The organism is Cryobacterium sp. TMT4-10 (genome assembly GCF_004403275.1).
Taxonomy (GTDB): Bacteria; Actinomycetota; Actinomycetes; order Actinomycetales; family Microbacteriaceae; genus Cryobacterium; species Cryobacterium shii.
The window spans coordinates 13,009-39,630 of sequence record NZ_SOGU01000027.1; the positions used below are offsets into that span (position 1 = coordinate 13,009).

The following is a 26,622-nucleotide window of genomic DNA, read 5'->3' on the forward strand; positions in this document are numbered from 1 at the left end:
CAGGCGGAGCGCCGCCGTGTCCGGTGTTCATCCAATTCGACGGAGATTTTGCCGCAAAACTGCTTGTGCGGGCTGTTTGGGGGCGATTCGGGCAGAATCTCCGTCGAATTGGTTCGGGGCCGCTCACCCGGGCCGCGGGCGCGGTCCCCGCCGACTCAGGCCGTGAGCGCCCCTTCACCCGACGGATGCGCCCGCGCGGCATCGATGATCCAGGCGAAGTCGAACGCGGTCTCACGCCAGCGGCTGTAGCGGCCGGACACCCCGCCGTGTCCGGCCGACATCTCGGTCTTCAGCAGCGCGTCCGCCCCCACGTCGCGCAGCCGGGCCACCCATTTCGCCGGTTCGACGTAGAGCACCCGGGTGTCGTTGAGGCTGGTCACGGCGAGCACGCGCGGGTAGTGCGTGTCGTGCACGTTCTCAACGGGGGAGTAGCCGCGCATGTACGCGTACACCTCCGGGTCGTGCAGCGGGTCGCCCCACTCGTCCCACTCGATCACGGTCAACGGCAACGACGGGTCCAGGATCGACGTCAGAGCGTCGACGAACGGGACCCCCGCGAGGATGCCGGAGAACAGCTCGGGGGCCAGGTTGGCGACGGCGCCCATCAGCAGGCCGCCGGCGCTGCGGCCCTCGGCGACGAGCCGGTCGGGAGCGGTGTAACCCGCGTCGATCAGGTGCTGGGCGCAGTCGATGAAGTCCGTGAAGCTGTTGCGCTTGTGCAGCTTCTTACCGTTCTCGTACCAGAGCCGGCCGAGTTCGCCGCCGCCGCGCACGTGCGCGATCGCGAAGATCATGCCGCGGTCGAGCAGGCTGAGCCGGGCGATGCTGAACGACGGGTCGATGCTGATCTCGTACGACCCGTAGCCGTAGAGCAGGGTCGGCGCGGGCTTGCCTGCCGCGACCAGGTCCCGCCGGTAGACGAGGGAGATCGGCACCCGCGTGCCGTCGGCCGCGGTGGCCCACTCGCGGCGCTGCTCGAACAGGCTCGGGTCGTAGCGGCCCAGCACAGGCTGCTGCTTGAGCAGGTGGCGCTCGCCGGTGGCGACGACGTGGTCGTAGACGGTCGACGCGGTGACGAAGCTGGTATAGCCGAGACGGATGGTCGGCTGCTCCCACTCGGGATTGGCCGAGGTACCGACCGAGTACAGCGGTTCTTCAAAGGCGAGCTCGGTGAAATCGAGACCGCCCCCGGCCCCGCCCCCGGCCATGGACGGGGCGACGGCCACGCGGGTGAGCCCGTCCCGGCGGTATTCGGCCACCACGAAATCGCGGAAGGCGTCAATGCTTTCCAGGCGCACGGCGGCGTCGTGGGGCAGCAGCATCCGTTTCCCGCCCTGCGGGTCGGTGACGGAGACGCTGACCAGTTCGAAATTGACCGCGTTGTCGTTGTGCACGATCAACAGGACGTCCTCGCCGCCCAGCACGGCGTGCTCCACGTCGTATTCGACGCCGTCGCGGCGCGGCCAGACCAGCGCGAAGTCCCCGGTGGGGTCGGCGGCGTCGAGCAGGCGGGTTTCGGTGGTGACGCTCGAGCCGGCCTCGATCAGCAGGAACCGGCGGCTGCGGGTGAGGCCGATGCCCACCCAGAACCGTTCGTCGGGTTCGTGGAAGACGGACACGTCGGCGGATGCCGCGGTGCCCACCTCGTGCCGCCAGACGGTGTCGGGCCGCCAGGCGTCGTCGACCGTGGTGTAGAAGATGTAGCGGCCGCTGGGGTCGAACAGGGCGCCCTCGCCGGTGTTCGGGATCTCGTCGGCGAGGTTCTCGCCGGTCGCGATGGTGCGCACCCGGATCGTGTACCGCTCGTCGCCCTCGGCGTCGACGGCGTACAGCAGCCGGCTCGAGTCACCGCTGACGTCGGTGCTGCCGAGCGAGTAGAACTCGTGGCCCGCCGCCTCGGCGTTGTCGTCGAGCACGATCTGCTCGCCCGGAAGGCCCGGCGTCACTCCGGGAACCTGCTCGGGCAGAACCGGCGGCGTCCAGTCGCCCTGCCCCGCGATGGGCGCCCGGCAGTGGATGCCGTACGACTGCCCCTCCACCGTGCGGGTGTAGTACCACCACTTTCCCTGCCGAACGGGAACGCTGAGGTCGGTCTCCTGGGTGCGACCCTTGATTTCCTCGAAGACCTGCTCCTGCAACAGGGACAGGTGCGCGGTGCGGGCATCCGTGAACGCGTTCTCGGCCTCGAGATGGGCGATCACATCGGGGCTGTCCTTGTCGCGCAGCCAGTCGTAGTCGTCGGTGAACACATCGTTGTGGAAGCTGCGCTGCTGGGGCTTCCTGGCGGCGCGGGGAGGAGTGGTCATGAGTTCCAGCGTAGTTGCGGTGGATGCGCTCCGGCCGGGACGCCGCCCCGGATAGGTCCGGGCGCGGCGGGGGCGCAGACTTGAGGGGTACCGACCCAGAGACGAATGGAACCAGAATGACGCAGCCAGGAACCGCCCCGCTCGACACGTCCGTGCCCCACGTGACGGAAGCCCTGGAGGGACGGGTCTTCCAGGCGGTGCTCTTCGACATGGACGGCACCCTGGTCGACTCCACCCGGGCCGTCACCCGGTCCTGGCTGCGCTGGGCCGCCGAGGTCGGGCTCGGGCCGTCGTTCACCGGGCCCGAGCACGGCGTACCGGCACGTCAGATGATCGCGACCCTGGTGGCGGAGGAGCTGGTCGAGACATCCGTCGTGCGGCTGACCGAGCTCGAACTGGCCGACACGGATGGCGTCACGATCCTGGCCGGCGCGGCGGAACTCATGCAGAGCATCCCCGAGGGCCGCCGGGCGATCGTCACGTCCTGCGGCCGGGAACTCTGCCTGCTGCGCCTGGACGCCGCGGGCTTTTCCGCACCGGTCACGGTCGTGACCATCGACGACACCAGCCGCGGCAAGCCGTTCCCCGAGCCGTTCCTGCTGGCGGCCGAACGTCTCGGCGTCGACCCGGCCCGCTGCGTCGTCGTCGAGGACGCCCCCGCCGGACTCGCTGCGGCCCGCGCCGCCGGCTGCGCCACGATCGGCGTCGTCGGCACCCACCTCGCCGCCGAACTGGAGGCCGACCTGGTCGTGCTCGGTCTCGACCGCCTGCGCGTGTCGGTACAGGACGATGGAGTGGTCTTCCACCTGGTCGAGCCGCGCTAGCGGCCCCGGGCCCGGCTGCTCACCCGGGGATCTTGCCCAGGAAACCGATCACCCGCTCCAGAAGGAGCTCGGCGGCGCCGGCATCGTAGGAGGGCAACGAACTGTCGGCGAAGTAATGCTGATCACCGGGATACAGGAACAACTCCGCCTGCGGGGCGGAGGCGACGATGGCGCGGGCCACTCTACCGATCGCCCCCGAAACCGGGTCAGCGTTCGTAGACCTCCAGCGGCAGGCCGTCGGGGTCCCGGAAGAAGAACATTGCCTTCCCGTTGTTGGGATCCACCCGGAGCTCCTCGCAGTCGACATCCTTGCCCAGCAGTTCGGCGTGCGCCGCCGCCACGTCGTCGACCTCGAACGCGAGGTGGCGCAGCCCGAGCGCCTCGGGTCCGCTGCGGCGGGGCGGGGTGTCCGGAAACGAGAACAACTCGATCAGGTAATGGCCGTTCAGGGCGAGTTTGCCCATCCAGGACTCCCGTTCGGCGCGGTAGTACTCCGCTTCGAGGGTGCACCCCAGAATCTCGAGATAGAAGGCCTTGGACACTTCGTAGTCGCTGGCAATAATGGCGATGTGGTGCACTCCGTTGATGAGCATCTCCGCAGTTTCGCATACTCGAGTGGCGGGAGGGACCGGTGGCTCCGGATGGGCAACCCGACGAACTGGCCGAGCCGGGGCGCCGCCACGGCACCGTTCCGGTGCGGCACCGGCGCCGCTCCCGTTGGCACAGCACGGGGCTGCCGTTGCTCGAGTTCACCGCGAGCACCCTCGCGGTCGTGTTGGTCAGCGGCACGGTCCTGGCGGGGTTGTGGGTGACCCGATTCGCCAACGATGTCACGGCGAACGCGGTCGACATCTCCAACGGCCGCACGGATGGCCGCGGGGCCGCCGCCCCGCAGCTCGGCTCGTTCGACGGCGGCTTCAACGTGCTGATGGTGGGGGTCGACAACACGGCCGACCAGAGCGCGGCCTTCGGCGATCGTGGCGGCACGCTCAATGACGTGAACATCCTGCTGCACGTGGCGGCGGACCACCGGAGCGCCGTCGTCGTCAGCATTCCCCGGGACCTCGTCATCCCGCAACCGGACTGCACCGACCCGGTCACCGGCGACGTCGCGGGCGCGGTCTCGGCCCAGCCGATCAACGAGGCGTTCGGCCGGGGCGGTCTGGGATGCGTGGTCGCGACGGTCGGCCTCCTGACCGGACTGTCGATCCCCTACGCGGGGCTGATCTCGTTCGAGGGCACCGTCGCCATGGCCGATGCGGTGGGAGGCGTGCCGATCTGCCTGACCGACCCCATCAACGACCCGTTCACCGGGCTGAACCTCCCGGCCGGACCGAGCGTCGTGTCGGGCCAGACCGCACTGTCCTACCTCCGCAGCCGGCACGGGGTGGGAGACGGCAGCGACCTGTCCCGGATCTCCTCGCAGCAGGCCTACATGTCCTCGCTCGTGCGGGTGCTGAAGAGCAACTCCACTCTGACCGACCTGCCCAAGCTGTCTCGGCTGTCCGCCGCCGCCGGCCAGAACCTCAAGCTTTCCACTTCGCTCGCGAACATGTCCACCATGGTGAGCATGGCGCTGGCGCTGCGGGACATCAGCCTCGACCGGATCGTGTTCGTGCAGTACCCCTCGGAGCCCAACCCGGACAACAGCGCCAAGCTCGTGCCGTCCCCGGACCTCGCCACTGAGCTATTCCGCAAGGTCGCCGCCGACGAATCCTTCGCACTCGCGCCGGATGCGCTCGGTCCCAGTGCCACGCTCGACCAGGCGTCCCCGGGGCCGACCGCCCCCGCAACGTCGGTCCCTGCGTCGGCTGCCCCGTCGGCGCCACCGTCGATCCTGCCCGGCACCAACCCGTCGGCTGGCCCCGTCTCGGGCCCGGCCCCGGCGCCGACCCCCACGCCGACCCCGACCCCGACCAGCCCGGCGGTGCTCGAGGGGCTCCGGGGCCAGACCGCCGCGCAGCAAACCTGTTCGGAGGCGTCCTACTAGGTGAGTGCTACCAGCGGTGGGCGGAGGAAGCGGAGATGATCTGGAGCAGCGTGTCGCGCATCGCGTCGGCGTTCTCGAGCGCGGGAAACAGGTCCGCCTCCAGCGTGCGCGACTTCTCCCAGGCGGCGGTGCCGGCATCCGTTCGGGCCACGGAGTGTCGCCGGGCGTCGTGTTCGTCCCGGGTGCGCACCACGTAGCCCTCCCGTTCGAGCCGTTCGAGGGTGCGGGACATGGTCTGGGTCTGCACCCGGGCGGCGTGCGCGAGTTCGGTCTGGCTGAGCGGTCCCGAGCCGAGCAGGTGCAGCGCGATCATGCCGGCGTGGGTGAGTCCAAGCCGGTCCAGGGCCTCCACCCAGGCGTGTTCGACCAGCCGTGCGGCGGTCGAGAGCAGGCGTCCGGTCGGCCAGCAGGCCATCGACTCGGTCAGCGGCTCCTTCTCCGCGGGAGGTCCCGGATCAGGTGTGGTCATGCCCCTAATCTAGTGCTAGCGTCAAGTCATCAGCTAGCTGATTACTAGGAGACTGAAATGAAACAGAGCAGCGATCGCCTGCGGCAGACGGTGGTGCTGGTCAGCGCCGTCCTGGCCATCGTGGGGTCGTTCATCGGCTCGGGCGCCGCCGGCGGAACCCCGATCCAGAACGCGTCGGGCGGTGCCCTCGCCGCGGACGCGACTCCGATCGCGCCCGGCGGCCCGGCATTCGGCATCTGGACGCCGATCTACCTCGGCCTCATCGCCTACGCCATCTGGCAGTTCCTGCCGGCGCAGAAGACGGATGCCCGGCAGCGCGCCCTCGGTTACCCGATCGCGGCCTCGCTGGTGCTGAACGCCGCCTGGATCCTCAGCATCCAGTTCGATCTTCTGGTGCTCAGCGTCCCCGTGATCGTGCTGTTGCTGATCGTGCTGACCCGGGCCTTCCGGCTCACCCTCGCGTCGCGGCCGAAGAACCTGATCGAGACGATCGTCGCCGACGGCACGGTCGGCCTGTACCTCGGCTGGGTCAGCGTCGCGACCGCCGCGAACGTGACGGCCGTGCTGGTCGCCTCCGGCTTCTTCGGCTTCGGCCTCGGCTCCGACGTCTGGGGGGTCGGGGTGATCGCGGTGGCCGGCCTGGTCGGCGTGCTGATCGCCCTCTACGGCCGTGGCCGGCTCGCCCCCGCCGCCTCGCTCTGCTGGGGCCTCGGCTGGGTGGCCGTCGCCCGGCTGACCGGCTACCTCCTCTCCACCCCGACCGCGATCGCGGCCATCGCCGCGGTGGCCGTGATCGTGATCGTCACGGCCTTCGCCCGCATCCGCAGCTCCTCGTTCGCCTCAACAGAAGGATTGGTATCCGCATGACCGGCCCCGCCCCCGCCCCCGCCGTCACCTCGCCCGCCGCAGCGGCCCGCCGCCGCTGGTTCGGCCTCGTCTTCATCAGCGTCGCGGTGGCCCTGATCATCGTCGACTCCACGATCATCAACGTCGCCATCCCCTCGATCGTGGACGACCTGGCCATCACCTCGACCCAGGTGCAGTGGGTGCAGGAGAGCTACACCCTCGTCTTCGCAGCGCTCCTGCTCGTGTTCGGCACCCTCGCGGACCGCTTCGGGCGCCGCAGCATCCTGATCCTCGGCGTGGTCGTCTTCGCCACGGCATCCGTCTTCGCCGCGTTCTCGCAGTCGGGTGACCTGCTCATCCTGGCCCGGCTGGTGCAGGGCGTCGGCGGCGCGATGGTGCTGCCCACGTCGCTGTCGATCATCAACGCGACCTTCCGCGGCCGGGACCGCGGCATCGCGTTCGCGATCTGGGGCTCGACCATCGGCGGCATGGTGGCCGTCGGCCCGCTGCTCGGCGGCTGGCTGACCACGTATTACTCGTGGCGGTGGGCGTTCGGCATCAACGTGCCGCTCGGGATCGTCATCATCGTCGGCGTGCTGGTTTTCGTGGCCGAATCCAAGGACGCGGGGGAGCCCCGCCGCGTCGACGTGGTCGGCGCCATCCTCTCGGTCATCGCCAGCGCCTCGCTCGTCTTCGGGCTGATCGAGGGCCGCAGCTACGGCTGGTGGCTCACCAACAATGCCCCGACGGTCGGCGACTGGACCTGGCCGTACGAGGTGTCCATCATCCCGTTCGTGTTCCTGCTCACGATTCTCTCCGGGGTCGCGTACGTCTACTGGGGGCTCTACCGCCAGCGGGTCGGCAAGACCACCCTGCTCGCCTTCTCCCTGTTCGCGATCCCGTCGTTCCGCAACGGCAACATCGCCGCCATGATCGTGTCGCTCGGCGAATTCGGCATTATCCTCTCGCTGCCGCTCTGGCTGCAGAACGTGCTCGGCTACGACGCCCTGCAGACCGGGTTCGTGCTGCTCGCGCTCGCGATGGGCTCCTTCGTGGCCAGCGGGCTGTCGGGCGCGTTCGGCAACAAGACTTCACCGGAGACGATCGTGCGCATGGGCATCGTTGCGGAGATCATCGGTGTCACCGGGCTCGGCCTCGTCATCACGGCGGATGCCACCTGGCTGGTGGTCGTGCCGTTCCTGTTCGTCTACGGAATGGGCGTCGGCCTGGCCACCGCCCAGCTGACCGGCGTGGTGCTCAAGGATGTGCCGGTGTCCCAGAGCGGCCAGGGCTCCGGCACCTCCAGCACCGCCCGGCAGATCGGGTCTGCGCTGGGCATCGCGGTGCTCGGCACCGTGCTGTTCACCGCGGTCGGGGCCTCGCTCGACGAGAAGCTGTCCTCTGTGCCGGGTCTGCCGGCCCAGACGCAGACCCAGATCGTGGACGCGGTCGTGGACAGCGCCGGCTCCGCGATCCCGGCCCTGGAGGCGCAGAGCCCGGCCGTGGCGGATGCCGCGCGGGAGGCCTTCAGCGACGGCACCCGTTACTCGGCCTTCGCCGCGGCGGGGTTCCTCGTGCTCGGCTTCCTGGCCACCCTGCGCCTGTCCGGAACGGCGCCGCACCACGAGCCCCGCGAGCAGCCGGAGCCGGCGCCCGGCGCATCCGTCCCGGCGGCCCGAACCTCGGGCGAGCCCCTCTAGGCCTGCCTCGGCTGGCCTCGCGAGCCAGCCCCGCGCGTCTCCCGCACATCCCCCGCACGCGTGGGAGCCCCACGCCCTAACGAATTCGACGGAGATTTTGCCCAAATCGGTCCGGAACCGCCCGGATCCGGGTTTTTAGGGCAGTATCTCCGTCGAATTGGTTCGACGCAGGGCCCGGCCGCCGCGCGTCGAGACGGCGGCGCCGCCTCTGCCGAGAGACCTCAGATTTCGGAATCGTCGACCGGGGCGGCACCGGCGGGTGGCGCGGCATCCGCGGGCTGGGCGGACGCCGGCGGTTGGGGCGGGGTGCTGCGGCGGCTGGGCTGCGGCTTCTGGTACGACAGCTCACCGCCCAGGCGACCGCCGTAGGGGCGGCCGTGGTCGGCATATTCCTCCCGGAAGAACGCCATCCGCCACGGCCCCATTTCGATCCGAGCCCCGGTCCGCAGCACCTGCCCGGCGCCGGCCTGGTCCGGAGGGGACTCCCGCCGGGCGCCGCCGGACACCTCGCCGAGCGGGTACAGGACGTATTCGTCGTTCTCATCGTGGCGGATCTCGGCGTGGAAAGGCTGGAGGCCCTGCAGCTGCAGGTCGGCATCCGGCGCCGAACCGATCGTGGTGGTGCCCGGCAGCAGGTCGAACTCGCGCGGCATCTGCCCGTTCCAGTTCTCGGAACCGACGACGAAGATCAGCCGGGGCCGGCCTGCCCCCGCCGCGTAGTGCGTCGTCGTGATCCTGCGCCGGATCCTGCGGTCGAAGGTGGGCACCAGCGGCAACAGAGTCGGCGGCGGGAGCGGGAACGACGGGGCATCCGCGGCTCCCGCGCTCCGTCGGCGCAGCAGGGGAACCAGGGCGGCCCGGCTGCCGAGTGCGATATGCGCTGAGCCGGTCAGCAGACGTTGGATGACCGGCGCGCGCACGGCGCCGAGACGGATGATCAAACCGTCCGGCCCCGACACGGAGACGGTCAGCCCCCGCTCGGCCAGGTCGGCGGCCAGGCCACGGATGTCTTTCAGCTTCGTCGTTCTGGCCCGCACGAAGAGTTCGGGCTTGCTCGAGAAGACCTCGACGTGCAGTCCGCGGGCGGTGATGGTGCCGTTCATCTGCTCGGCGGGCTCGGACGGCGCTGCGGGGCCGGCAGCCGGGGCGGCGCCGGGCTCCGGGGACGAGGCCGCACCCGGCCCCACCAGGGAGAACGCCAGGTCGATATCCAGGCGCGTGGAGGGACTCATCGCTACGGCGCGAGCGGTTCGGTGCCGGAGCCCTCACTGGTGGTGACTTGCAGCGTCCCGTTCAGCTTCCAGGTGGCGCGCGGGGCGTCCGGCCCGATGTCGCGCGGCACCTCGACGGTCATATCGATGAACTTGTAGTTGATCACGGCGCTCTTGCCGGTGAGATAGGACCACATCTCCTTGCCGAGGTCGGTCCAGTCCTTGATGTTGTGTGCGTCCGGGCCGGTGGCGGGGCCGGTGACGCTGGGGGCGGCTGCGGGGTTCTGGCTGTCAGTCACGGTTGGTTCCTTCTCGCTCGTCTGCAGGGAATCGGGCGGCCGCTCAGGGTCTCGTCCGCCGCGTGTACGGGCAACCCTAGTCAAGGGTGACCGCCGGGGGAAGACCCGCGCGTGACCTGTTCCGGCTGATGCCGAAACAAAAAAAGCACCCTCGTGGCGAGGGTGCTCTTTTCGGTTTCGTCGCGCCGGCGGCGCGGGGTGCTACTCGGCGTCGAGGTCCGTTTCCAGGATCTTCACGAGTGCTTCGAGCACCTCGTCGGATCCGTCGCCCTCGGCGCGAAGAACCACGACGTCGCCATTGGAGGCGCCCAGGCTCATCAGCGACAGGATGCTCGAGGCGTCCATGGCGTCTTCGGCCGGGTCGGTCTCCAGGCCGATCGTGACCTCAGTGGTCTGTTCGCCGACCGCGGCCGCGAAGATGGACGCGGGGCGGGCGTGCAGGCCAACGCGGCTCGCAATGGTGGCTTTACGTTCGGACATTCTTCCTCCTCATTGGTGCTCGGCGAGGGTAAGGCCCGCCGATGGTGATGCTCACAGTGTTGCTCTGTGTTCTGCTGCTGCGACGGATGGCCGGCGAGCGGTCAGAGTCCCAGCTCTTCCAGTATGGGCAATCCGGCGCGCACCCGCGTACGCGCCTCGTCGGCGTTGCGTGCCGAGAGTGCGAGTTCGGCGAGCCCCTGGGCCTCTTCGAGCGTCACGGACTTGAGCACGGCACCGACGGCTGACATCGAGCGGGATGTCATCGACAGGGTTGCGACGCCCAGTCCGACGAGCACCACGGCGAGCACGGGGTCGGCCGCGGCTTCGCCGCACACACCCACGGGCTTGTTGTGGCCTTCGGCGATCGACCCGGCGACGGTAAGCTGGATCAGCTGCAGCACGGCGGGCTGCCAGGGCGAGTTCAGCGCCGCGAGCGTGCCGAGCTGCCGGTCCGCGGCCATCGCGTACTGGGTCAGGTCGTTCGTGCCGAGGCTGACGAATTCGGCTTCGGTCAGGATGCTCGCCGAGCGGAGGGCCGCGGAGGGAACCTCCACCATGACGCCGGGGGTCTTCAGCCCGGCAACGCGGCACATGGCCGCGAAGTCGGCGGCCTCGTCGACCGTGGCGATCATCGGGGCCATCACCCAGACCACGGCGGAGGACGCCTCGGCGGCGGTCGCGATGGCCGTGAGCTGGCGCTTGAGCACGCCGGGGCTGGTCATGTCGGTGCGGTAGCCGCGAACGCCGAGCGACGGGTTGGGCTCCGTGCTGTCGGTGAGGAACGGCAGCGGCTTGTCGGCGCCGGCGTCGAGCGTGCGCACGACGACCTTCTTGCCGGGGAACGCGTCGAACACGCCCCGGTAGGCGACGACCTGCTCGTCGATGGTGGGTTCGGTGTCGCGTTCGAGGAAGCAGAACTCGGTGCGGAGCAGACCGACACCCTGCGCTCCGGCTTCAGCGGCCTTGACCGCGTCCGCGGCCCCGCCCACGTTGGCCAGGATGGGAACGAGGTGGCCATCAGCGGTGGCACCGTTGCCGTCGAACACGGACAGGCTGGCCGCGACGTGCTCCCACGCCTCGACGGCCTTGCGCTGTTCGTCACCCGGACCGACCTGGAGGGTGCCGGCGGCCCCGTCCACATAGACCTCGGTGCCGTCGGCGAGGGCGTCGACGCCGACCGCCGCGACGACGGCCGGCAGGCCGAGGGCGCGCGCGATGATCGCGGTGTGCGACTGCGGTCCGCCGCCGCTGGTGACCAGTCCGAGGACCTTCTTCGGGTCCAGGGTCGCCGTGTCGGCGGGGGCCAGGTCTTCGGCAACGAGAATAAAGGGAACGTCCGAGTGGGGGATCCCGGGCGCGGTGACCCCGCGCAGTTCGGCGACGATCCGGGCTCGGACGTCAAGGACATCCGTGGCCCGTTCGGCCATGTAACCGCCGAGGTTGTGCAGCATCTCAGCGACGGATGCGCCGGACTCCCAGATGGCCCGTTCGGTAGACGTTCCGGTCGCGACTAATTTCACTGCGGCTTTAATCAGCATCGGGTCGGTGGCCATCAGCGCGGTGGCTTCGAGGACCGACTTGCTGGCACCCGTGGCGGCTTCGGCGCGGCGCTGCAGCTCGGCCTGCACCGTCTTGGCCGCGGCGCGTAATTCGCCGGTCGCCTCATCCGCCGATTTCGACGGATCCAGCCGGTCGCCAGCCGGGGGTTCGCTGATCGGTTTCGGCATTTGCCTGACGGATCCGATGATTCGGCCGGGGCTTACGCCGACGCCGGTGAAATTTTGCACGGTATAACCTCTATTCTCGCGCAGCGAAACTACTGCGCTCTTGATGCTACGCGTTGGTCAGTGCGGGCACGGTTGCATCCGTGGTGACCAGCGGTGTCCTGCGGGCGTAGCGCTTCAGAGCGATCACGAGCAGGGCCGCGACAACGGTTCCGATCGCGATGGCCAGGGCGAAGAGCGCGAAGCTGTCGATGGCGAAGAACACGAACACGCCACCGTGGGGAGCCTTCGAGGTGACACCCCAGGCCATCGAGAGAGCGCCTGTGACACCGGCGCCGACCATGCAGGCCGGGATCACGCGGAGCACGTCTGCTGCAGCGAACGGGATGGCGCCTTCGGAGATGAAGGACGCACCCAGCAGCCAGGCCGCCTTGCCGTTTTCCCGCTCAGCGACGCTGAACAGTCGGCGGTCGAGCACCGTGGCCAGAGCCATGGCGAGCGGCGGAACCATGCCGGCGGCCATGACCGCGGCCATGACCTGCCACGGCGCCTGGTTGGCCATGGTGGCCGTACCGAGGCCGGCGACGGCGAAGGCGTAGGCCACCTTGTTGACCGGGCCACCGAGGTCGAAGCCCATCATGAGGCCCAGGATCAGGCCGAGCAGGATGGCGGAGGCGCCGGTCATGCCGGACAGCCACTCGTTCAGCGCGGTGCTCAGCAGCGCGATGGGGCCACCGAGAACCAGGAACATCAGGCCCGAGGCGACGATCGACGCGACCAGCGGGATGATGACGACGGGCATCAGGCTGCGGAGCCAGCGCGGAACGTCGAGCTTCGCGAAGCTGGCGGCTGCGACACCGGCCAGCAGACCACCGGCGATGCCGCCGAGGAAGCCGGCACCCATGAACCCGGCAACGGCACCGGCGACGAAACCGGGGGCGATTCCGGGGCGGTCGGCGATCGCGTAGGCGATGTAACCGGCCAGGGCCGGAACCAGGAAGCCCATCGACAGGGCGCCGATCTTGAAGAAGACGGCTCCCAGGTAGGTGAGCATTCCGCCGTCAGGCAGGTTGAACAGACTGTTCTGCAGCGTCACCGTGTCGGCGACCTTGGTGATCTCGTAGCCTCCGAGGAGGAAGCCGAGTGCGATCAGCAGGCCTCCACCGGCGACGAACGGGATCATGTAGCTGACACCGGTGAGCAGGGCGCGCTTGACCTTCTGGCCGAAGTGCTCGTTGGTCTCCTCGGCCTCGGCCGCACCGACGGTGCCGCCGACGCGGCGGGCATTGGGGTTCTGTGCCGCGGCCAGCGCATCCTGGATGAGCTTGGCCGGTTCGTCGATGCCGCGCTTCACGGGCACCTGGATGACGGGCTTGCCGGCGAAACGCTCGCGACCGCGAACGTCCACGTCGACCGCGAAGATGACGGCATCGGCCGCGGCGATCACGGACGCGTCAAGCATCGTGAGGCCGGCGGAACCCTGCGTCTCGACCTGCATGTCCACGCCGGCGGCCTTGGCCGCGGCGGCGAGGGACTCGGCAGCCATGTAGGTGTGCGCGATGCCGGTCGGGCAGGCGGTGACGGCGACGAGGCGCTTGACCCCGGTGGCCGCGGACGGCGTGCTGCCCACGTTTGCGGACGCGCCGACGGTGACTCCGACGGGGGCGACGACGTTGGTGACCAGCTCGACGATCTCGGCCTGCGTCTTCGCCGCGCGCAGTGCGGCGGTGAAGTCGGCCTTCATCAGCGAGCGAGCCAGCTTGGCCAGGATTTTAAGGTGGTCCTGGTCGGCTCCCGCGGGGGCTGCGATCAGGAAGACGAGGTCGGCGGGGCCGTCCTTGGCGCCGAAGTCGACCGGGGAGGTCAACCGGGCCAGGGCCAGCGTCGGCTCGGAAACGGCCTCTGAGCGGCAATGAGGAATTGCGATGCCGCCCGGAATCCCGGTGGCGGTCTTCGCTTCGCGGGCGAGGGCATCCGCGTAGAGGCCCTCAATCTCGGTGGCTCGGCCGGCGCCGACGACGAGCTCGGCAAGATGCCGGATTACGCTCGAGGGCGCGGCTCCGAGATTCTTATCCAGAGCAACGAGCTCCGGCGTGATCAGTGCACTCACTGGACATCCTCCTTTGGATGGGTAACAAGCGTCGTCACGGTGACGTCGCCCGGTTTGGTTTGGTTCAGTGCCGGAACGGTTGATCCGGGCAAAGACGCGGCGGCTGCCCCATGGGCGGCTGCCTGACGAAGGGAGTCGGGGGCGGGTTCCCCGGCGCTGGTGCTGAGCAGGTATCCGGCGAGGGACGAGTCCCCGGCGCCGACCGTGCTGACCGCCACCATCGGCGGGGTCTGGGCCAGCCAGGCCCCATCGGCGGTCACCAGCACGGCACCCTTGGAACCGAGGGTGGCCAGCACGGCGCCGACCCCGCCGGCGACGAGGCGCTGCGCGGCCCGGGCCACGAGTTCGGGGTTGCCCTCGAGGCTGTCCGGGTCGGGGATGCCGGTGAGCTCGGCGAGCTCCTCCGCATTGGGCTTGATCAGGTCAGGGCCGGCGGTCACGGCGGCGGCCAGCGGCGCTCCCGAGGAGTCGACGGCCACCTTCGGGGCGCTCGTGCCGAAGCGGGTGCGCAGCTCGCGGGTGATCCTGGCGTAGAAGTCCACCGGCACCCCGGGCGGCAGGGAGCCGGCCAGGACCAGCCAGCTGGCCCCTTCGGCCTTCTCCAGCACGAGCTCGATCAGGGCGGCCTGCTGGGCGGGGGTCAGGACCGGCCCGGGCACGTTGACCTTGGTGGTGGTGCCGTCGGGCTCGGTGATGGCCACGTTGCTGCGGATCGTGGCGCCGATCGGCATTCCGAGGTGCGGGACACCGTCGGCGCGCAGGGCGACCAGGACCGGGTCCATATCGTCGCCCGGCAGGATGGCGAGGCTCAGGATGCCGGATGCCTCGAGTGCGCGAACGATGTTCACGCCCTTGCCGCCCGGTTCCTCGTGGGAGGAGCCGGCGCGTTGCACCTCGCCGCGCGCCAGGGGCCCGCTCAGCTCGATCGTGCGATCCAGGCTTGGATTAGGGGTAAGCGTGATGATCACGCGATCACAACCTCAACGTCGGCCGCGGCCAGGGCTGCGGCAAGTTCGAATGATGGGGAGGCGTCCGTGATCAGCACGTCGATTTCACCCAGGGCGGCGAAGCGCATCAGGGTTTCCTTGTCGAGCTTGGAGGAATCGGCCAGCGCGACAACGCGGCGGGCCGAACGGACGATGGCTGTTTTCACTGCGGCCTCGACGGCATCCGGGGTGCTGAATCCGAAATCGGAGTGCACGCCGTTGGCGCCGATGAAGGCGATGTCGGGCCGCAGGGCGTCGAGCTGGGCGATGGTGCTGGGGCCGACGACGGCGCGGGTGAGGCCGCGCACGCGGCCGCCGAGGATATAGAGCTGGATGTCGTCGTTCAAGGCGAGCTTGGTGGCGATGGGGACCGCGTTGGTGATGACGAGCAGTTCGTCGTCCAGTTCGGCCGGGGCCCAGTCGACCAGGAGGTCGGCGAGGAGTTCGGTGGTCGTACCGGCGTCGAGCAGGATCGACCCGGTCTGGCTGGCCGGGATCAGCGCGAGGGCTGCGGCCGCGATCCGCATCTTCTCATCATGGTGCTGGGTCCGGCGCTCTTCGAGGCTCGGCTCCGACATGCTCTGCCGGTCGAGGGCCACGGCACCGCCGTGAACGCGGCGCAACTGGCGGGCGCCCTCCAGGGTGGTCAGGTCTCGGCGCACCGTTTCGGGGGTGATGTCGAAGCGGGTGGCCAGCTCGCTGACCGTGACCCGGCTCGAACTGGACACCAGATCGGCGATCAGGGCCTGGCGCTCTTCAGCGAACATTTGTCCTCCTCGACGATGTATGAAACGGTTGTGGCGGGGACCACGGGACTTCAATGGCTCTACCGTACCTGTGTTTGTTTTTGCTTGTCAAGCAAAACGCAGATAAACAAAGAAGTGGCTGTCCCGGGGCGATTTTCGCCTGCCGCCTGCACGGCGATGGGCCCCGGATCGGCAGGCGTGCGGCCGGTGTCAGTGGTCGGCACTACCGTGAAGAGCATGAAGATCCTGCACACTTCTGACTGGCACATCGGGCGAACCTTCCACACGCATTCGACCCTGGGGCACCTGCGTCAGGTCCTCGACGCCCTGGTCCAGGCCGTGCGGGACCACCGGATCGATGTGGTTGCCGTCGCCGGCGACATCTTCGACTCGGCGATGCCCTCCGCCGACAGCTACACCCTGCTCGCGGCGGCGCTCCGCGAGATCCGGGAGGCCGGCGCCCAGGTGGTCATGACCAGCGGAAACCACGATTCGGCGACCCGGCTGGGCTTCCAATCCGAGTGGGCCCGGCTGGCCGGCATCCACGTGGTGACCCGGCCGGAACAATTCCTCGAGCCCGTCACCCTGCAGGACGAGCATGGCCCCGTGCACTTCTACGGCATCCCTTACCTCGAGCCGGCGTTGATCCGACACCTCTACCCGGACGAGACGCTCAAGACGCACGAGCAGGTGCTCACCTTCGTGATGCGCCGCATCCGCGCCGACCTCGCCGTGCGGGGCGGCCGCTCGGTCGTCCTCAGCCACTGTTTCGCGGCCGGAGTCGCGGTAGCCGAGGCGACCGACGTCGAGCGCGACATCACCGCCGGCGGGCTCGACCTCGTGCCGGTCTCGGTGTTTACCAACCCGGTATTCATTAACGACGGATTCATAAATGACGGCGCGAAGTCCGTCGGTCCCGACTACGTCGCCCTCGGCCACATCCACGGCCGGGCCGTCCTCAACGACCGGGTGCGCTACTCGGGAGCACCACTGCACTACTCGTTCTCCGAGGCCGGCAAGCCCCGCGGCGGCTGGCTGGTCGACCTCGGGCCCGGTGACGGGCGCGGCGGCCACGAGGCGCAGATCGAGTGGGTCGACCTGCCCGTGCCCCGCCGCCTCAGCGTGCTCACCGGTGAGATCGACGCGTTGCTTACCGACGACTCGTTCGATGAGTTCACGGATGACTGGGTGTCGGCGATCCTGACCGACCAGGTTCGGCCCCTCGATGGAATGCGGCGACTGCAGAAGCGTTTCCCGCACTGCGTCACCCTCGAGCACCGGCCCTTCATCGTCGTGCAGTCAGAGGTCGCGACCTACGGGGAGCGCATCTATCGCCAGAACGACCACGAGATCGTGGCGGGATTTCTCGAGTTCGTGCGCAACGGGGTCGGCCAGACGGATTTCGAGCGTGATCTCGTCGCCGAAATCCTCGCCGCGAGAGACCTCCTGGAGGTGACGGAATGAAGATCAAGCGCTTGCGGATCGCCGGTTTCGGTCCCTACAAGAACGAACAGGTGATCGACTTCCAGCGGTTCGATGCCGACGGAATATTCCTGATCAGCGGAAAAACAGGGGCGGGCAAGTCCAGCATCCTCGACGCGGTCTGCTTCGCCCTGTACGCCAGCGTGCCGCGCTATGAGGGCACCGAATCCCAGCTGCGCAGCGACCATTGCGACCCCGACGACCTCACCTTCGTCGAGCTCGAATTCGGCCTGAACGGCCAGAATTACCGCATCTACCGCACGCCCCGATACGAGAAGAACAAAAAGCGCGGGGTGGGCACCACCATGTCGCAGCCCGACGCCCGCCTCGACGTGTTCGACCGCGTTGGTGACAGCGGTGCTGCTGACGGTGCTGCTGACGGTGCCGGCTGGCGCAGCATCGCCACCCGCCCCGTCGACGTCGGACATGAGCTGGCGCGGATCCTTCCCCTCAAGCAGGACCAGTTCCTGCAGGTCATCCTGCTGGCCCAGAACCGGTTCCAGCGGTTCCTCCTGGCCAAGACGGACGACCGCCGTGCCGTGCTCCGCACACTCTTCGGCACGGCACGCTTTGAGAGAGTGGAGACGGACCTCCAGGGCCGGCGCAAGCTGCTCGGCGACGCTCTGGAATCGGTGCGGCAACGGCTGGCCGGGCTTTCCGGCACCGCGGCGCGGCAGCTCCAACGTGAGGACGTGCCGCAGAACCCCGACCGCGACTGGTTCGACGCCGCCCGGGACGAACTCGGCGCCCTGCACCGGGCCGCCGCCGTGACGGCAGACCGATCTGCGGCTGCACTCGCCGCCGCGACGGCTCACCACCAGGCGCAGGGCGACCTGCGCAAACGACAGGATCGCCGGGACGGTGCCCTGTCGTCCCTCACTCTGCTGCATGAACGCGAGCCCGGGGTGGCCTCAGACCGGGGCGCCGTGCAATCCGCGAACCGGGCGGCAAAGGTCTGGCCTCAGCTCCTGGCCCTGCAGGCCGCCGATGACGCCCGTGACCTCGCCCTGGCCGCGGAGCGGGCCGCACGTCAGGCCTGGCAACCGTTCCAGGACGACCCGGACACGGCCGGGGATTCCCCGGCTCCGGGCGGCGCGCCCATCCCGGCCGATCGGGTCGCCGCCTCCACGCGGAAGAGCCTCGGCACCACGATCGAAGTCCTTCTCGGTCAACTGGGCTCGCTGGACGACGTCGTCCTCGCTGAACAACGACTGCCGGGGCTCGACGGTGACCTCGCCGACCTGGCGGCTCGGCTCGGCCGCCACACGGCGGCCGTCTATGCGACGCAGGAGCAACTCGACCTGCTGCCCGACCGGCTCGACGGGATCGACCGGGAACTGGCCGCTGCGGTTCGGACGGCAGCACGCGAACCGGAGGCCCGTGCACTCGTGCAGGCTGCGCTCGCCGCCCAGACCGCGGCGGAAGAGGTGCGAGCCCTTGACGCCGATCTCGCGGCTGCCCTGGTGGCCGACGCCGCCACCGCCCGGGAGAACACCGAGGCCGCGGTGCACTATCAGGACCTCGGTGATCGGCGACTGGCCGGTCATGCCGCGGAGTTGGCCCTGCAGCTCGTCGACGGGGCGCCCTGCGTCGTCTGCGGCTCGAGCGTGCATCCCGTCCCCGCCGTCGGCGACGGCGAACCGGTCACCGAGCGCGACCTCGAGGCCGCTCGTGCGCGGATGGCGCTGGCCCAGGCCGGACTCGACCGCAGCCACGCCCGAATCGGTTCGGTCACCACTGCTCTCGCGCTGGCCGGAATCCGTGCCGGCGAAGGGAGCGCCCACGAACTGGCCGCCGTCATCATCACGGCTGAGGCGGCGCTGGCCGAAGCCGAGGCCGCGGCCGAACGCGCCGAGAGCCTGGGCCGCGACAAGAGCCGGCTGCGGGCCGACCTCGAGGAGGCGGGGCGGTCACTGGCGGACCTGCGACTCGCCCGTGACGAGGCGGCCACGACCCTGGCCGAGCGCCGCAGCCAGCGCCTGGCCATCGACGAGCGGGTCGAAGCCCATCGCGGCGACTTCGCATCCGTCACGCACCGGGCACTGGCCCTGCGCGCCCGACTCGACGCCGCGCGCACCCTGGACGAGGCCCTGGCCCGCAGCCTCGAACGGGACAACGCACGGAAGTCAGCTCTCAACGTCATACACGCGCAGCTGGCGCAGGAAGGTTTCACCGACCAGGCGGCCGCGGTCACCGCTCGCCTGGACGAGGCCGCCATTGCGACGTTGGAGGCGGCGATCCGGCGCCACGACGACGAGCTGGCGGCGTCGCGCGCCGTGCTCGCCGAGCCGGAGATCGTCGGCCTCCCCGACGGCCGGACCGATCTGGAACCGTCCCGCATCGCCCTCGCGGCCGCCGCCGACGCCCGAGACGAGGCCGTGGCCGCCCGCGGGTCGCTGGACGAGCGGGTGGCCGTCATGGCCGGGCTGGTCGCGGACGCCGCGGCGCACTTCGACGCCGGGGCCGAGCTCCTCGCCACCCACACGCGGGTCCGCGAGCTGGCTGCCGCGGTGCACGGGGATGAACCGAACACCAAACGGATGCGCCTGGAGACCTACGTCCTCGCCGCGCAGCTCGAGGAGATCATCGCGGCGGCCAACAACCGGTTGCGCACCATGACCGGCGGCCGTTACTGCCTCGAGCACGATGATTCGCTGCAGTACCGGGGCAACCAGTCCGGCCTCGGGCTGATGATCCGCGACGCGCACACCGGGCGAGCCCGGCCCACCCACTCGCTCTCCGGGGGTGAGACCTTCCTCGCCTCGCTCGCGCTGGCCCTGGGTCTGGCCGAGGTGGTGTCGAACCAGGCCGGCGGCATCGCCCTGGACACCCTTTTCGTCGACGAAGGGTTCGGTTCCCTCGACAGCGCCACGCTGGAGACGGCCATGAGCACCCTGGACGGGCTCCGCGCCGGTGGCCGTACCATCGGCCTGATCAGCCACGTCGACTCGATGAAGGAGCAGATCCCGGCCAAGCTGGTCATCACCGTCACCGATCAGGGTTACAGCGAGATCGACGACGGTCTCGTGCCGGTGTAGTCAGTGGCAAGCGTGAGCCGGGGCCGGGGTCAGAACGCGGGCGCGGGCGTGTCGGCGTAGGCCTGCTGGTCGGGGCAGGCCGCGAGCACGCGCGCCATCGCGTCATGTTCGGCCGGGGCCACCCACAGGCCATAGGCGGCCTTGACCGAAATCTGCCGGGCGACGTATTCGCAGCGAAAGGACGAGGCTGCGGGCAGCCAGGTGGCGGCGTCGCCGTCACTCTTCTGTGAGTTGGAGGCGCCATCGGACGCGAGCAGGTTCACGGGATCGTTGGCCAGCGCGATCCGCTGGTCCTGCGTGAGCTGCTGGGCACCGGTCTGCCAGGCGTTCGACAGCGCCACCAGGTGGTCGATCTGCACGAGTGTCGAGGTCGTTTCGCCGCGCACGAAGGCCACGGTCCGACCGGTGTACGGCGCCAGGAGCTGGCCGCTCATGACCTTGCAGGGCCCGGACGTCACGATCACCGTGAGATCCCGCGCGAGGATGTCGTTGCGGGTGTCGCAGCCGTTTCGATCGACGTCCCGCCAGGCGGACCCGAACTCCCCGGTGCGGTCGTAGCCCGTCTTCGCGGCCTTTCCCTTCACCGGCAGGGTGGCGAGCAACGCCGAGGCGGAGCCGGCGGGGGAGGCCGCCGCCGAGGCCCCGGGTGAAGCCGCAGTGGCCTCGGGAGTGGCCACGGCCGAGGCGGCGGGCGACGCCGAGCTCGCGGCCGGGGCGCCCGGGTTCCCGGTGTTCCCGGCTGCGATCGCCAGCGCGAGAATCAGCAGGGGCAGGGCCACGAGCACGGTCAGGCCCGGCCGCAGCCGCGAACGCCGTCGGGCCCGGCCGACGTGGTGCAGCGAGTTTCGCACGGTTCCCCCAGGGTCGGCTTTCGACCCTACCGGTAGCGATAATGACCGGATGACCACGCGCCTCACCCAGCACAGGATGAAGCGCGGGCACTCGACTACTCGGTGTCGGCGCTCGTCTTGCCGATGCTTGCCTTCCCGGCGGTCGTCTTTCGAGAAGTCGTCTTTCGAGAAGTCGTCTTTCGAGCAGTCGTCTTCCCGGCGGTCGCTTTCCCGGCCGTTTTGTTCCCGGCCGACGTGCCCTTGGCGCGCGCGCGCTCCGTGGTGGTGCCGTCGAAGCTTTCCTCGGCGGACTCGGCGTCTTCCCTGGTCGCGTGCACGGTGCCGTCGGCATGCTGAGGCGGCCCGTACACAGTGACCAGCCGGAGCTTCTTGCCCCCGGTGTTCAACACGTTGTGCCGCGCCCCGGCGGGAACCACCATGCCCATGCTCCGACGGATTTCGGTGGTGATGCCGTCAATCCAGATCTCTCCCCGGCCTTTCTCGACGAGGAAGAACTGGTCCCGGTCATCGTGCACCTCCTCGCCGATGTCTTCGCCGGGCTTGAGTGACATCACCACCAGCTGCAGCCCGCTGCCGGTGTAGAGAACGCGGCGAAAATCCGAATTCTGACCGGCAAGATCCTTGATGTCCTGAACGAAACCCTTCATGGGCGACCTCCCTGTTTGAACGCACCATAGTCGCCGAGCCGGGGCCTTTCAACGTCGTTTGATGCCGTTGCTTGATCCGACAGGTGAAGCATGCTTCACTAATTGCAGGAGGGGAGTAATCCTCAGCGTGTGGTCGTCACTACGGTTTCGTGATCGAAACCCGGCCGCACGGGCCACCGCGGCCGGACCAGACCTCCAGTTGGCGCACCTGACTGGAAGGCATCACTCTCCCCATGGACGTTTCTCTCTCCGCCTGGCTGGGCGTCTTCGGCATCATCCTAGCGATGCTCGCCATCGACCTGTTCGCCCATCGCAAGGCGCACGTGATCCGGGTGCGGGAAGCCGCAGCCTGGTCCGTCGTCTGGGTGCTGATCGGTATCGGCTTCGGGCTGGTGGTCTGGATCACCGCCGGAGCCGAATTCGGTCAGCAATACTTCGCCGGCTACCTGATCGAGAAATCCCTCGCGGTGGACAACGTCTTCGTCTGGGCGATCATCTTCGCGGCCTTCGCGGTGCCGCGGGAATACCGGCACCGAGTGCTGTTCCTCGGCGTGGTGGGCGCCCTCGTGCTACGCGGCGGCTTCATCGCCGCCGGCGCCGTGCTGATCGAGAACTTCTCCTGGATCCTGTATGTCTTCGCCGCGTTCCTGATCTACACCGGCTACCGCATGATCAAGACGCGCGCCGAACAAGCACATCCGGAGAAGTCGCCGGTGCTGCGTCTCTTCCGCCGTTTCATCCCGATGACCAACGCCTTCCATGGCCAGCGCTTCCTCGTGCGCAGGAACGGCATCCTGCTCGCGACGCCGCTGCTGGCCGTCCTCGTGCTCGTCGAGGTGACGGATGTCGTGTTCGCCGTGGACTCCATCCCCGCCATCTTCGCGGTCACCAACGAACCGTTCATCGTCTTCACAGCCAACGCGTTCGCGATCCTCGGGCTCCGCGCCATGTACTTCCTGCTCGCGGACCTCATGCACCGCTTCGTCTACCTGAAGATCGGCCTCGCCCTGGTGCTGGTCTGGGTGGGTGTCAAGATGCTGCTGCTCGACGTCTTCTACATCCCCACGACGGTATCGCTGGCCGTGATCGTGGCGATCCTCCTGGTGTCGATCCTGCTGAGTCTGCGGGCCACGCGGGGACAGGGCCGCCGCAGCGTCGAGGCGGTTCCGGCCGGGGCATTCCGGCTGGCCACTCCGGACGAACTGGCCGAACTCGAGCCGGTCTGGTGGATCCGACCGAGAAGAACCGAAAGTGAGACGAGACGATGACACAGATCCCGGCCCGGTCTCCGTCCCCTGCCCCGTCACTGTCCCCGGCGGACCGCCGGCCTCCCCCCGACACACGGTGGACGTTCCTGACTCACCACGCGCACCTGCTCCTCGCCATCGCGGCGAACCCCGATGCCCGGGTGCAGGAGCTCGCGGACACGGTGGGGGTGTCGTCCCGGGCGGCACTGAGCATCCTGGCCGACCTGGTCGAGGCCGGGTACATCCGGCGTGAACGGGTCGGGCGGCGCAACCACTACAGCATCGAGCGGAACCGGCCGTTCCGGCATCCATCGACCGCGGCGCACAGCGTGGACGAGATGATCGCGGTGTTCGGCACGTTCGCGCCCGCCGAACGGACTCAGTTGAGCCGATCAGGCCGTGGTGTCGGCCCGGAACGCAGGGGAACGGAACCGGCTCTCGGCGATCGCGGCCGCGGCGAGAGCGGTGATGAAGGCCGCGATGCCGAGCACGTAGAGCGCCACCGCGAGGTAGCCGCCCGGCTGGCCTGGGTCGAGGAAGGGGTAGGTGTAGAAGCCGGTCAGGTTGCCCCGCACCACGGCGTAGGCCACCCAGGCCAGCGGATAGATCAGGGCCAGACCGAGGCGCTTCCAGGCCAGGGCGGGGCGCCCCGGGGAGAGTATCCAGTCCAGCGCGATGAAGATCGGCGCCCAGACGTGCAGCACCTCGTTGGGCCAGGCGATCCCGGTGAACCCGTCGGAGACGACGTTGCGCAACAGAGCGTTGTACACGGCTCCGGTGACCACCGCGTAGGTGAGCACCGACATCCGTACTCCGGTCAGGAGCTGGGGATCCAGCCTTCGGCGCAGGGCGAGGGAACCGCCCACGAGGAGCACGACGACGTTCATCAGGCTGGACTGGATGGTGAAATAGCCGAAGTACTCGGTGGCCACGAAGGCATCGTTCCAGAGCTGGTCCGTGACCTGCGTGGCAATGCTCGCGAGAAGCAGCAGGCCCATGCCGATCCGCAGCAGACCGGCGAGGCGCCGGAAGGGGGCGGGCGATGTTGAGTCGGAGACCACCGGAGAAATCGCTGTTGACATCACTGAAGAAGAATAATGCCGCCGAGATGGGGAAAAAATTCTCACCGGGGATACGACAGGAAGGTCACCATTGCTGGAAGTAACCGCGCTCCGCTGGGCGCTCACCATCGCAGTCATTCTGGTTCTGCTCGCGCTGGACCTGGGCCTGGCCATCGCTCGGCCGCACGTTGTCAGGTTTCGGGAGGCCGCACTCTCGTCCGTGCTGTACATCGCGGTCGCGATCCTGTTCGGCCTCGTTTTCGCGGCGCAGGTGGGCTGGGGCTTCGGCGCTGAATACTTCGCCGGTTACATCGTTGAGAAGAGCCTGTCCATCGACAACCTCTTCGTATTCGTGATCATCATGTCGACCTTCGCCGTCCCGGAAAAATACCAGCAGAAGGTTCTTATCTTCGGGATCGTGCTGGCACTCATTTTGCGGGCGATCTTCATCGCCTTGGGCGCCGCACTGCTCTCGCTGTTCTCATTCATGTTCCTGATCTTCGGTCTGGTATTGATCTTCACGGCCGTACAGCTGTACCGGCACCGCAATGTCGACCCCGACGTGCAGGACAACGTGCTGGTCCGGGTGGCCCGCCGGGGCCTGACCGTCACCGACGACTATGACGGCGGAAGGATGTTCTCGCGAAGCGCTGGCCGCCGAGCGGTGACACCGCTGTTCATCGTGCTGATAGCCATTGGCAGCACCGACCTGTTGTTCGCACTCGACTCGATCCCGGCGATCTTCGGAATCACCGACGAGGCCTACATCGTCTTCACGGCCAACGCCTTCGCACTGCTCGGGCTCCGGGCGCTGTTCTTCCTCGTCAAGGGGCTCCTCGACCGGCTGGTCTACCTGTCGACGGGCCTGTCCCTCATCCTGGCCTTCATCGGTGTGAAACTCGTTCTGCACTGGGGACACGGCCTGGACGCCCGCGTGCCGGAGATCAGCACGAACCTCAGCCTGATCGTCATCGGTGTGGTCTTGACCGTGACCACGGTTGCGAGCCTGATCAAGACGCGGCAGGATCCCACGGCGCGGGCTCATGCCGGCTCACTCCGGGCAGCGGATCAGACCGTCGCGGAACCAGCGAATAAGCACGACCCCGAGCACCAGAGCTAGCGGGCGGATTTCAGACGCCGGCCGGTGGTCTAGAACGGGAACAACAGCCGGTGCAGGAACTGGCGGGTGCGTTCCTCTTTCGGCTCGCGAAGAACCTGCTTCGGATCGCCGTGCTCGACAACGGTGCCGCCGTCGACGAACGCCACCTCGGTGGCTACCTCGCGGGCGAATTCGAGCTCGTGAGTGACGATCACCATGCTCCAGCCCTCCACCGCCAGCTCCTTGATCAGGCGCAGCACGTCGCCGACGAGTTCGGGGTCCAGCGACGAGGTGGGCTCGTCGAAGAGCAGCAGCTGCGGTCGCAGCGCGAGCGCGCGTACGATCCCGACGCGCTGTTGCTGGCCGCCGGAGAGTTCGAACGGGTAGCTGTCCGTCTTGTCGCCGAGGCCCACGCGCTCGAGCAGGGCGATTGCCTCGGCCGTCACCTCGGCCTTCGGCCGCCGCTGCACCACGACGGGCCCCTCGAGCACGTTTTCCAGCACGGTCTTGTGCGGGAACAGGTTGTAGTGCTGGAAGACCATGGCCGAGCGGTCCCGCAACGCCGTGAGCTGCTTCTTCGTCGGGGGCGGGTCGAACGAGACGGACACCTCGCCACCCACATCGATCGTGCCGCCGTCGGCCAGCTCGAGGCCGTTCAGGCAGCGCAGGATGGTCGTTTTCCCCGAACCGGACGGGCCGATCAGGGCGAGCACCTGGCCGCGCCCGACCGTGAGGTCGATCGATTCGAGCACCCGGTTCGTGCCGAAGTTCTTCCGCAGGCCGCGCACCCGCAGCAGGGCGTCGGGAACGGGCTGGTCAGTGGGCGACATAGCGGTCCAATCGCTTCTCGAGGATGCTCTGCACCGACGACAGGGCCAGGCAGATCACCCAGTACACCAGTGCCGCTTCCAGGTACAACAGCATGAACTCCTGGCTGAACGCGGCCACCTCCTGGGCCTGGCGGAACAGCTCCGTGACCAGGATCAGGGAGGCCAGGGAGGTGTCCTTGACCAGGCTGATGAAGGTGTTCGACAGGGGAGGGACGGACACCCGGGCGGCCTGGGGCAGGATGATCCGGGTCAGCGCGCGCCGGTGCGACATCCCGATCATGTATGCGGCCTCCCACTGTCCTTTCGGAACCGAGAGGATCGCCGCGCGGATCACTTCGGCCGCATACCCGCCCACGTTCAGCGAGAACGCGACCACCGCGCTCGGCCACGGGTCGATCAGGATGCCCAGCGACGGCAGGCCGTAGAAGATCACGAACAGCTGCACCAGCAGGGGCGTTCCGCGAATGATGGAGATGTAGACGCGGGCGATGCCGGACACCCAGCGGCGCCGGGATAGGCGCATCAGGGCCAGCCCGAGGGCCAGCGAGAGCCCGATCGCGAAGGATGCCAGGGCCAGCGGGATGGTTCCCGTGACGGCTCCCTGCGCGATCGGTCCCAGGGAGGTCAAAAAAAGGTCCCAGGCGGACTGGGTCGCGGTCTCGTTCATCGGTACGCC

25 protein-coding genes and 1 pseudogene are annotated in these 26,622 nt (G+C 68.8%); 9 read left to right on the forward strand and 17 right to left on the reverse strand.

Annotated features, from left to right (window positions below; translation table 11 throughout):
- Window positions 1–155: 155 nt before the first annotated feature.
- Window positions 156–2,306, reverse strand: coding sequence for a S9 family peptidase (locus E3T42_RS03495; protein ID WP_134402453.1), 2,151 nt, complete (start codon window positions 2,304–2,306; stop codon window positions 156–158).
- Window positions 2,307–2,422: 116 nt separating this feature from the next.
- Here E3T42_RS03495 and E3T42_RS03500 point away from each other — a divergent pair, with 116 nt between their 5' ends.
- Complete coding sequence (locus E3T42_RS03500) at window positions 2,423–3,130, forward strand: HAD-IA family hydrolase (protein WP_134365760.1); 708 nt, start codon at window positions 2,423–2,425, stop codon at window positions 3,128–3,130.
- A gap of 19 nt (window positions 3,131–3,149) precedes the next feature.
- On the opposite strand, the gene E3T42_RS17210 is transcribed toward E3T42_RS03500, so the two are convergent.
- Both E3T42_RS17210 and E3T42_RS03510 read right to left on the reverse strand, forming a co-directional pair.
- A complete protein-coding gene (locus tag E3T42_RS17210) occupies window positions 3,150–3,311 on the reverse strand; it encodes a dienelactone hydrolase family protein (protein WP_241975805.1) in 162 nt (53 codons plus the stop codon).
- Window positions 3,312–3,336: 25 nt separating this feature from the next.
- On the reverse strand, window positions 3,337–3,723 hold the full coding sequence (locus tag E3T42_RS03510; RefSeq protein ID WP_134365758.1) for a VOC family protein: 387 nt from the start codon (window positions 3,721–3,723) through the stop codon (window positions 3,337–3,339).
- Between the two features lie 38 nt (window positions 3,724–3,761).
- Between E3T42_RS03510 and E3T42_RS03515 the strand changes: the two genes are divergently transcribed.
- The gene (locus tag E3T42_RS03515) at window positions 3,762–5,120 is read left to right on the forward strand and encodes an LCP family protein (RefSeq protein WP_134365757.1); all 1,359 of its coding nucleotides are present in this window, start codon (window positions 3,762–3,764) and stop codon (window positions 5,118–5,120) included.
- Window positions 5,121–5,127: 7 nt separating this feature from the next.
- Here the strand turns inward: E3T42_RS03515 and E3T42_RS03520 are convergent, their stop codons facing one another.
- Window positions 5,128–5,589, reverse strand: coding sequence for a MarR family winged helix-turn-helix transcriptional regulator (locus E3T42_RS03520; protein WP_198415973.1), 462 nt, complete (start codon window positions 5,587–5,589; stop codon window positions 5,128–5,130).
- 57 nt (window positions 5,590–5,646) lie between these two features.
- Between E3T42_RS03520 and E3T42_RS03525 the strand changes: the two genes are divergently transcribed.
- Entirely contained in the window at window positions 5,647–6,456 is an 810-nt protein-coding gene (locus E3T42_RS03525; RefSeq protein ID WP_134402454.1) for a TspO/MBR family protein, read from the forward strand.
- The gene (locus E3T42_RS03530) at window positions 6,453–8,135 is read left to right on the forward strand and encodes a DHA2 family efflux MFS transporter permease subunit (RefSeq protein WP_134402455.1); all 1,683 of its coding nucleotides are present in this window, start codon (window positions 6,453–6,455) and stop codon (window positions 8,133–8,135) included. Before E3T42_RS03525 ends, E3T42_RS03530 begins: the two co-directional genes overlap by 4 nt.
- Window positions 8,136–8,356: 221 nt before the next feature.
- Here the strand turns inward: E3T42_RS03530 and E3T42_RS03535 are convergent, their stop codons facing one another.
- The 8 genes from E3T42_RS03535 to E3T42_RS16630 form a co-directional block, all read right to left on the reverse strand.
- Window positions 8,357–9,367 carry an FHA domain-containing protein gene (locus E3T42_RS03535; RefSeq protein WP_174776675.1) on the reverse strand — a complete coding sequence of 337 codons (1,011 nt, stop codon included), beginning with the start codon at window positions 9,365–9,367 and terminating at the stop codon, window positions 8,357–8,359.
- A 2-nt stretch (window positions 9,368–9,369) separates the two neighbouring features.
- The gene (locus tag E3T42_RS03540) at window positions 9,370–9,573 is read right to left on the reverse strand and encodes a hypothetical protein (RefSeq protein ID WP_134365763.1); all 204 of its coding nucleotides are present in this window, start codon (window positions 9,571–9,573) and stop codon (window positions 9,370–9,372) included.
- 273 nt (window positions 9,574–9,846) lie between these two features.
- Window positions 9,847–10,125 (reverse strand): HPr family phosphocarrier protein, encoded by a 279-nt coding sequence (locus tag E3T42_RS03545; protein ID WP_134365754.1) that lies wholly within the window; start codon window positions 10,123–10,125, stop codon window positions 9,847–9,849.
- Window positions 10,126–10,226: 101 nt separating this feature from the next.
- Complete coding sequence (ptsP, locus tag E3T42_RS03550) at window positions 10,227–11,912, reverse strand: phosphoenolpyruvate--protein phosphotransferase (protein ID WP_134365753.1); 1,686 nt, start codon at window positions 11,910–11,912, stop codon at window positions 10,227–10,229.
- Between the two features lie 46 nt (window positions 11,913–11,958).
- On the reverse strand, window positions 11,959–13,959 hold the full coding sequence (locus E3T42_RS03555) for a fructose-specific PTS transporter subunit EIIC (RefSeq protein WP_134365752.1): 2,001 nt from the start codon (window positions 13,957–13,959) through the stop codon (window positions 11,959–11,961).
- Window positions 13,956–14,927, reverse strand: coding sequence for a 1-phosphofructokinase family hexose kinase (locus E3T42_RS03560; protein ID WP_134365751.1), 972 nt, complete (start codon window positions 14,925–14,927; stop codon window positions 13,956–13,958). Before E3T42_RS03560 ends, E3T42_RS03555 begins: the two co-directional genes overlap by 4 nt.
- The gene (locus E3T42_RS03565) at window positions 14,924–15,712 is read right to left on the reverse strand and encodes a DeoR/GlpR family DNA-binding transcription regulator (RefSeq protein ID WP_134365750.1); all 789 of its coding nucleotides are present in this window, start codon (window positions 15,710–15,712) and stop codon (window positions 14,924–14,926) included. The genes E3T42_RS03560 and E3T42_RS03565 overlap by 4 nt, the downstream gene beginning before the upstream one ends.
- Window positions 15,713–15,771: 59 nt before the next feature.
- Complete coding sequence (locus E3T42_RS16630) at window positions 15,772–15,930, reverse strand: hypothetical protein (RefSeq protein ID WP_160140984.1); 159 nt, start codon at window positions 15,928–15,930, stop codon at window positions 15,772–15,774.
- Here E3T42_RS16630 and E3T42_RS03570 point away from each other — a divergent pair.
- Window positions 15,929–17,155, forward strand: a complete 1,227-nt coding sequence (locus E3T42_RS03570) for an exonuclease SbcCD subunit D (protein ID WP_134365749.1) — start codon at window positions 15,929–15,931, stop codon at window positions 17,153–17,155. The two genes, E3T42_RS16630 and E3T42_RS03570, sit on opposite strands and share 2 nt — an antisense overlap.
- Complete coding sequence (locus E3T42_RS03575; protein ID WP_134402456.1) at window positions 17,152–20,211, forward strand: AAA family ATPase; 3,060 nt, start codon at window positions 17,152–17,154, stop codon at window positions 20,209–20,211. Before E3T42_RS03570 ends, E3T42_RS03575 begins: the two co-directional genes overlap by 4 nt.
- 29 nt (window positions 20,212–20,240) lie before the next feature.
- Here the strand turns inward: E3T42_RS03575 and E3T42_RS03580 are convergent, their stop codons facing one another.
- Window positions 20,241–21,062, reverse strand: a complete 822-nt coding sequence (locus E3T42_RS03580) for an HNH endonuclease family protein (protein WP_241975806.1) — start codon at window positions 21,060–21,062, stop codon at window positions 20,241–20,243.
- Window positions 21,063–21,157: 95 nt separating this feature from the next.
- Window positions 21,158–21,709 carry a cupin domain-containing protein gene (locus tag E3T42_RS03585; RefSeq protein ID WP_134402457.1) on the reverse strand — a complete coding sequence of 184 codons (552 nt, stop codon included), beginning with the start codon at window positions 21,707–21,709 and terminating at the stop codon, window positions 21,158–21,160.
- Window positions 21,710–21,942: 233 nt separating this feature from the next.
- Here E3T42_RS03585 and E3T42_RS03590 point away from each other — a divergent pair, with 233 nt between their 5' ends.
- Window positions 21,943–22,977 (forward strand): TerC family protein, encoded by a 1,035-nt coding sequence (locus E3T42_RS03590; RefSeq protein ID WP_134402458.1) that lies wholly within the window; start codon window positions 21,943–21,945, stop codon window positions 22,975–22,977.
- Window positions 22,974–23,204 (forward strand): annotated as a pseudogene (locus E3T42_RS03595) (winged helix-turn-helix domain-containing protein); the annotation flags it as partial. The gene E3T42_RS03590 and the pseudogene E3T42_RS03595, both read left to right, overlap by 4 nt.
- A gap of 144 nt (window positions 23,205–23,348) precedes the next feature.
- Here E3T42_RS03595 and E3T42_RS03600 read toward each other — a convergent pair.
- Window positions 23,349–24,038, reverse strand: a complete 690-nt coding sequence (locus E3T42_RS03600) for a Pr6Pr family membrane protein (RefSeq protein WP_134365745.1) — start codon at window positions 24,036–24,038, stop codon at window positions 23,349–23,351.
- A gap of 70 nt (window positions 24,039–24,108) precedes the next feature.
- Here E3T42_RS03600 and E3T42_RS03605 point away from each other — a divergent pair, with 70 nt between their 5' ends.
- Window positions 24,109–25,137 (forward strand): TerC/Alx family metal homeostasis membrane protein, encoded by a 1,029-nt coding sequence (locus E3T42_RS03605; RefSeq protein WP_134365744.1) that lies wholly within the window; start codon window positions 24,109–24,111, stop codon window positions 25,135–25,137.
- A gap of 29 nt (window positions 25,138–25,166) precedes the next feature.
- Here E3T42_RS03605 and E3T42_RS03610 read toward each other — a convergent pair whose 3' ends face one another.
- Both E3T42_RS03610 and E3T42_RS03615 read right to left on the reverse strand, forming a co-directional pair.
- Window positions 25,167–25,946, reverse strand: coding sequence for an amino acid ABC transporter ATP-binding protein (locus tag E3T42_RS03610; RefSeq protein WP_134365743.1), 780 nt, complete (start codon window positions 25,944–25,946; stop codon window positions 25,167–25,169).
- Window positions 25,933–26,613, reverse strand: coding sequence for an amino acid ABC transporter permease (locus E3T42_RS03615; RefSeq protein WP_134365742.1), 681 nt, complete (start codon window positions 26,611–26,613; stop codon window positions 25,933–25,935). Before E3T42_RS03615 ends, E3T42_RS03610 begins: the two co-directional genes overlap by 14 nt.
- Between the last annotated feature and the right edge of the window lie 9 nt (window positions 26,614–26,622).

What these genes read in the sequence shown, in the direction of transcription:
- E3T42_RS03615 (WP_134365742.1), bottom strand. Translation starts at nt 26,613, where the DNA reads ATGAACGAGACCGCGACCCAGTCCGCCTGGGACCTTTTTTTGACCTCC.
- E3T42_RS03565 (WP_134365750.1), bottom strand. Translation starts at nt 15,712, where the DNA reads ATGTTCGCTGAAGAGCGCCAGGCCCTGATCGCCGATCTGGTGTCCAGT.
- E3T42_RS03525 (WP_134402454.1), top strand. Translation starts at nt 5,647, where the DNA reads ATGAAACAGAGCAGCGATCGCCTGCGGCAGACGGTGGTGCTGGTCAGC.
- E3T42_RS03495 (WP_134402453.1), bottom strand. Translation starts at nt 2,306, where the DNA reads ATGACCACTCCTCCCCGCGCCGCCAGGAAGCCCCAGCAGCGCAGCTTC.
- E3T42_RS03600 (WP_134365745.1), bottom strand. Translation starts at nt 24,038, where the DNA reads ATGTCAACAGCGATTTCTCCGGTGGTCTCCGACTCAACATCGCCCGCC.
- E3T42_RS03530 (WP_134402455.1), top strand. Translation starts at nt 6,453, where the DNA reads ATGACCGGCCCCGCCCCCGCCCCCGCCGTCACCTCGCCCGCCGCAGCG.
- E3T42_RS03570 (WP_134365749.1), top strand. Translation starts at nt 15,929, where the DNA reads ATGAAGATCCTGCACACTTCTGACTGGCACATCGGGCGAACCTTCCAC.
- E3T42_RS03535 (WP_174776675.1), bottom strand. Translation starts at nt 9,367, where the DNA reads ATGAGTCCCTCCACGCGCCTGGATATCGACCTGGCGTTCTCCCTGGTG.
- E3T42_RS03590 (WP_134402458.1), top strand. Translation starts at nt 21,943, where the DNA reads ATGGACGTTTCTCTCTCCGCCTGGCTGGGCGTCTTCGGCATCATCCTA.
- E3T42_RS03610 (WP_134365743.1), bottom strand. Translation starts at nt 25,946, where the DNA reads ATGTCGCCCACTGACCAGCCCGTTCCCGACGCCCTGCTGCGGGTGCGC.
- E3T42_RS03575 (WP_134402456.1), top strand. Translation starts at nt 17,152, where the DNA reads ATGAAGATCAAGCGCTTGCGGATCGCCGGTTTCGGTCCCTACAAGAAC.
- E3T42_RS03500 (WP_134365760.1), top strand. Translation starts at nt 2,423, where the DNA reads ATGACGCAGCCAGGAACCGCCCCGCTCGACACGTCCGTGCCCCACGTG.
- E3T42_RS03520 (WP_198415973.1), bottom strand. Translation starts at nt 5,589, where the DNA reads ATGACCACACCTGATCCGGGACCTCCCGCGGAGAAGGAGCCGCTGACC.
- E3T42_RS03585 (WP_134402457.1), bottom strand. Translation starts at nt 21,709, where the DNA reads ATGAAGGGTTTCGTTCAGGACATCAAGGATCTTGCCGGTCAGAATTCG.
- E3T42_RS03510 (WP_134365758.1), bottom strand. Translation starts at nt 3,723, where the DNA reads ATGCTCATCAACGGAGTGCACCACATCGCCATTATTGCCAGCGACTAC.
- E3T42_RS16630 (WP_160140984.1), bottom strand. Translation starts at nt 15,930, where the DNA reads ATGCTCTTCACGGTAGTGCCGACCACTGACACCGGCCGCACGCCTGCC.
- E3T42_RS03545 (WP_134365754.1), bottom strand. Translation starts at nt 10,125, where the DNA reads ATGTCCGAACGTAAAGCCACCATTGCGAGCCGCGTTGGCCTGCACGCC.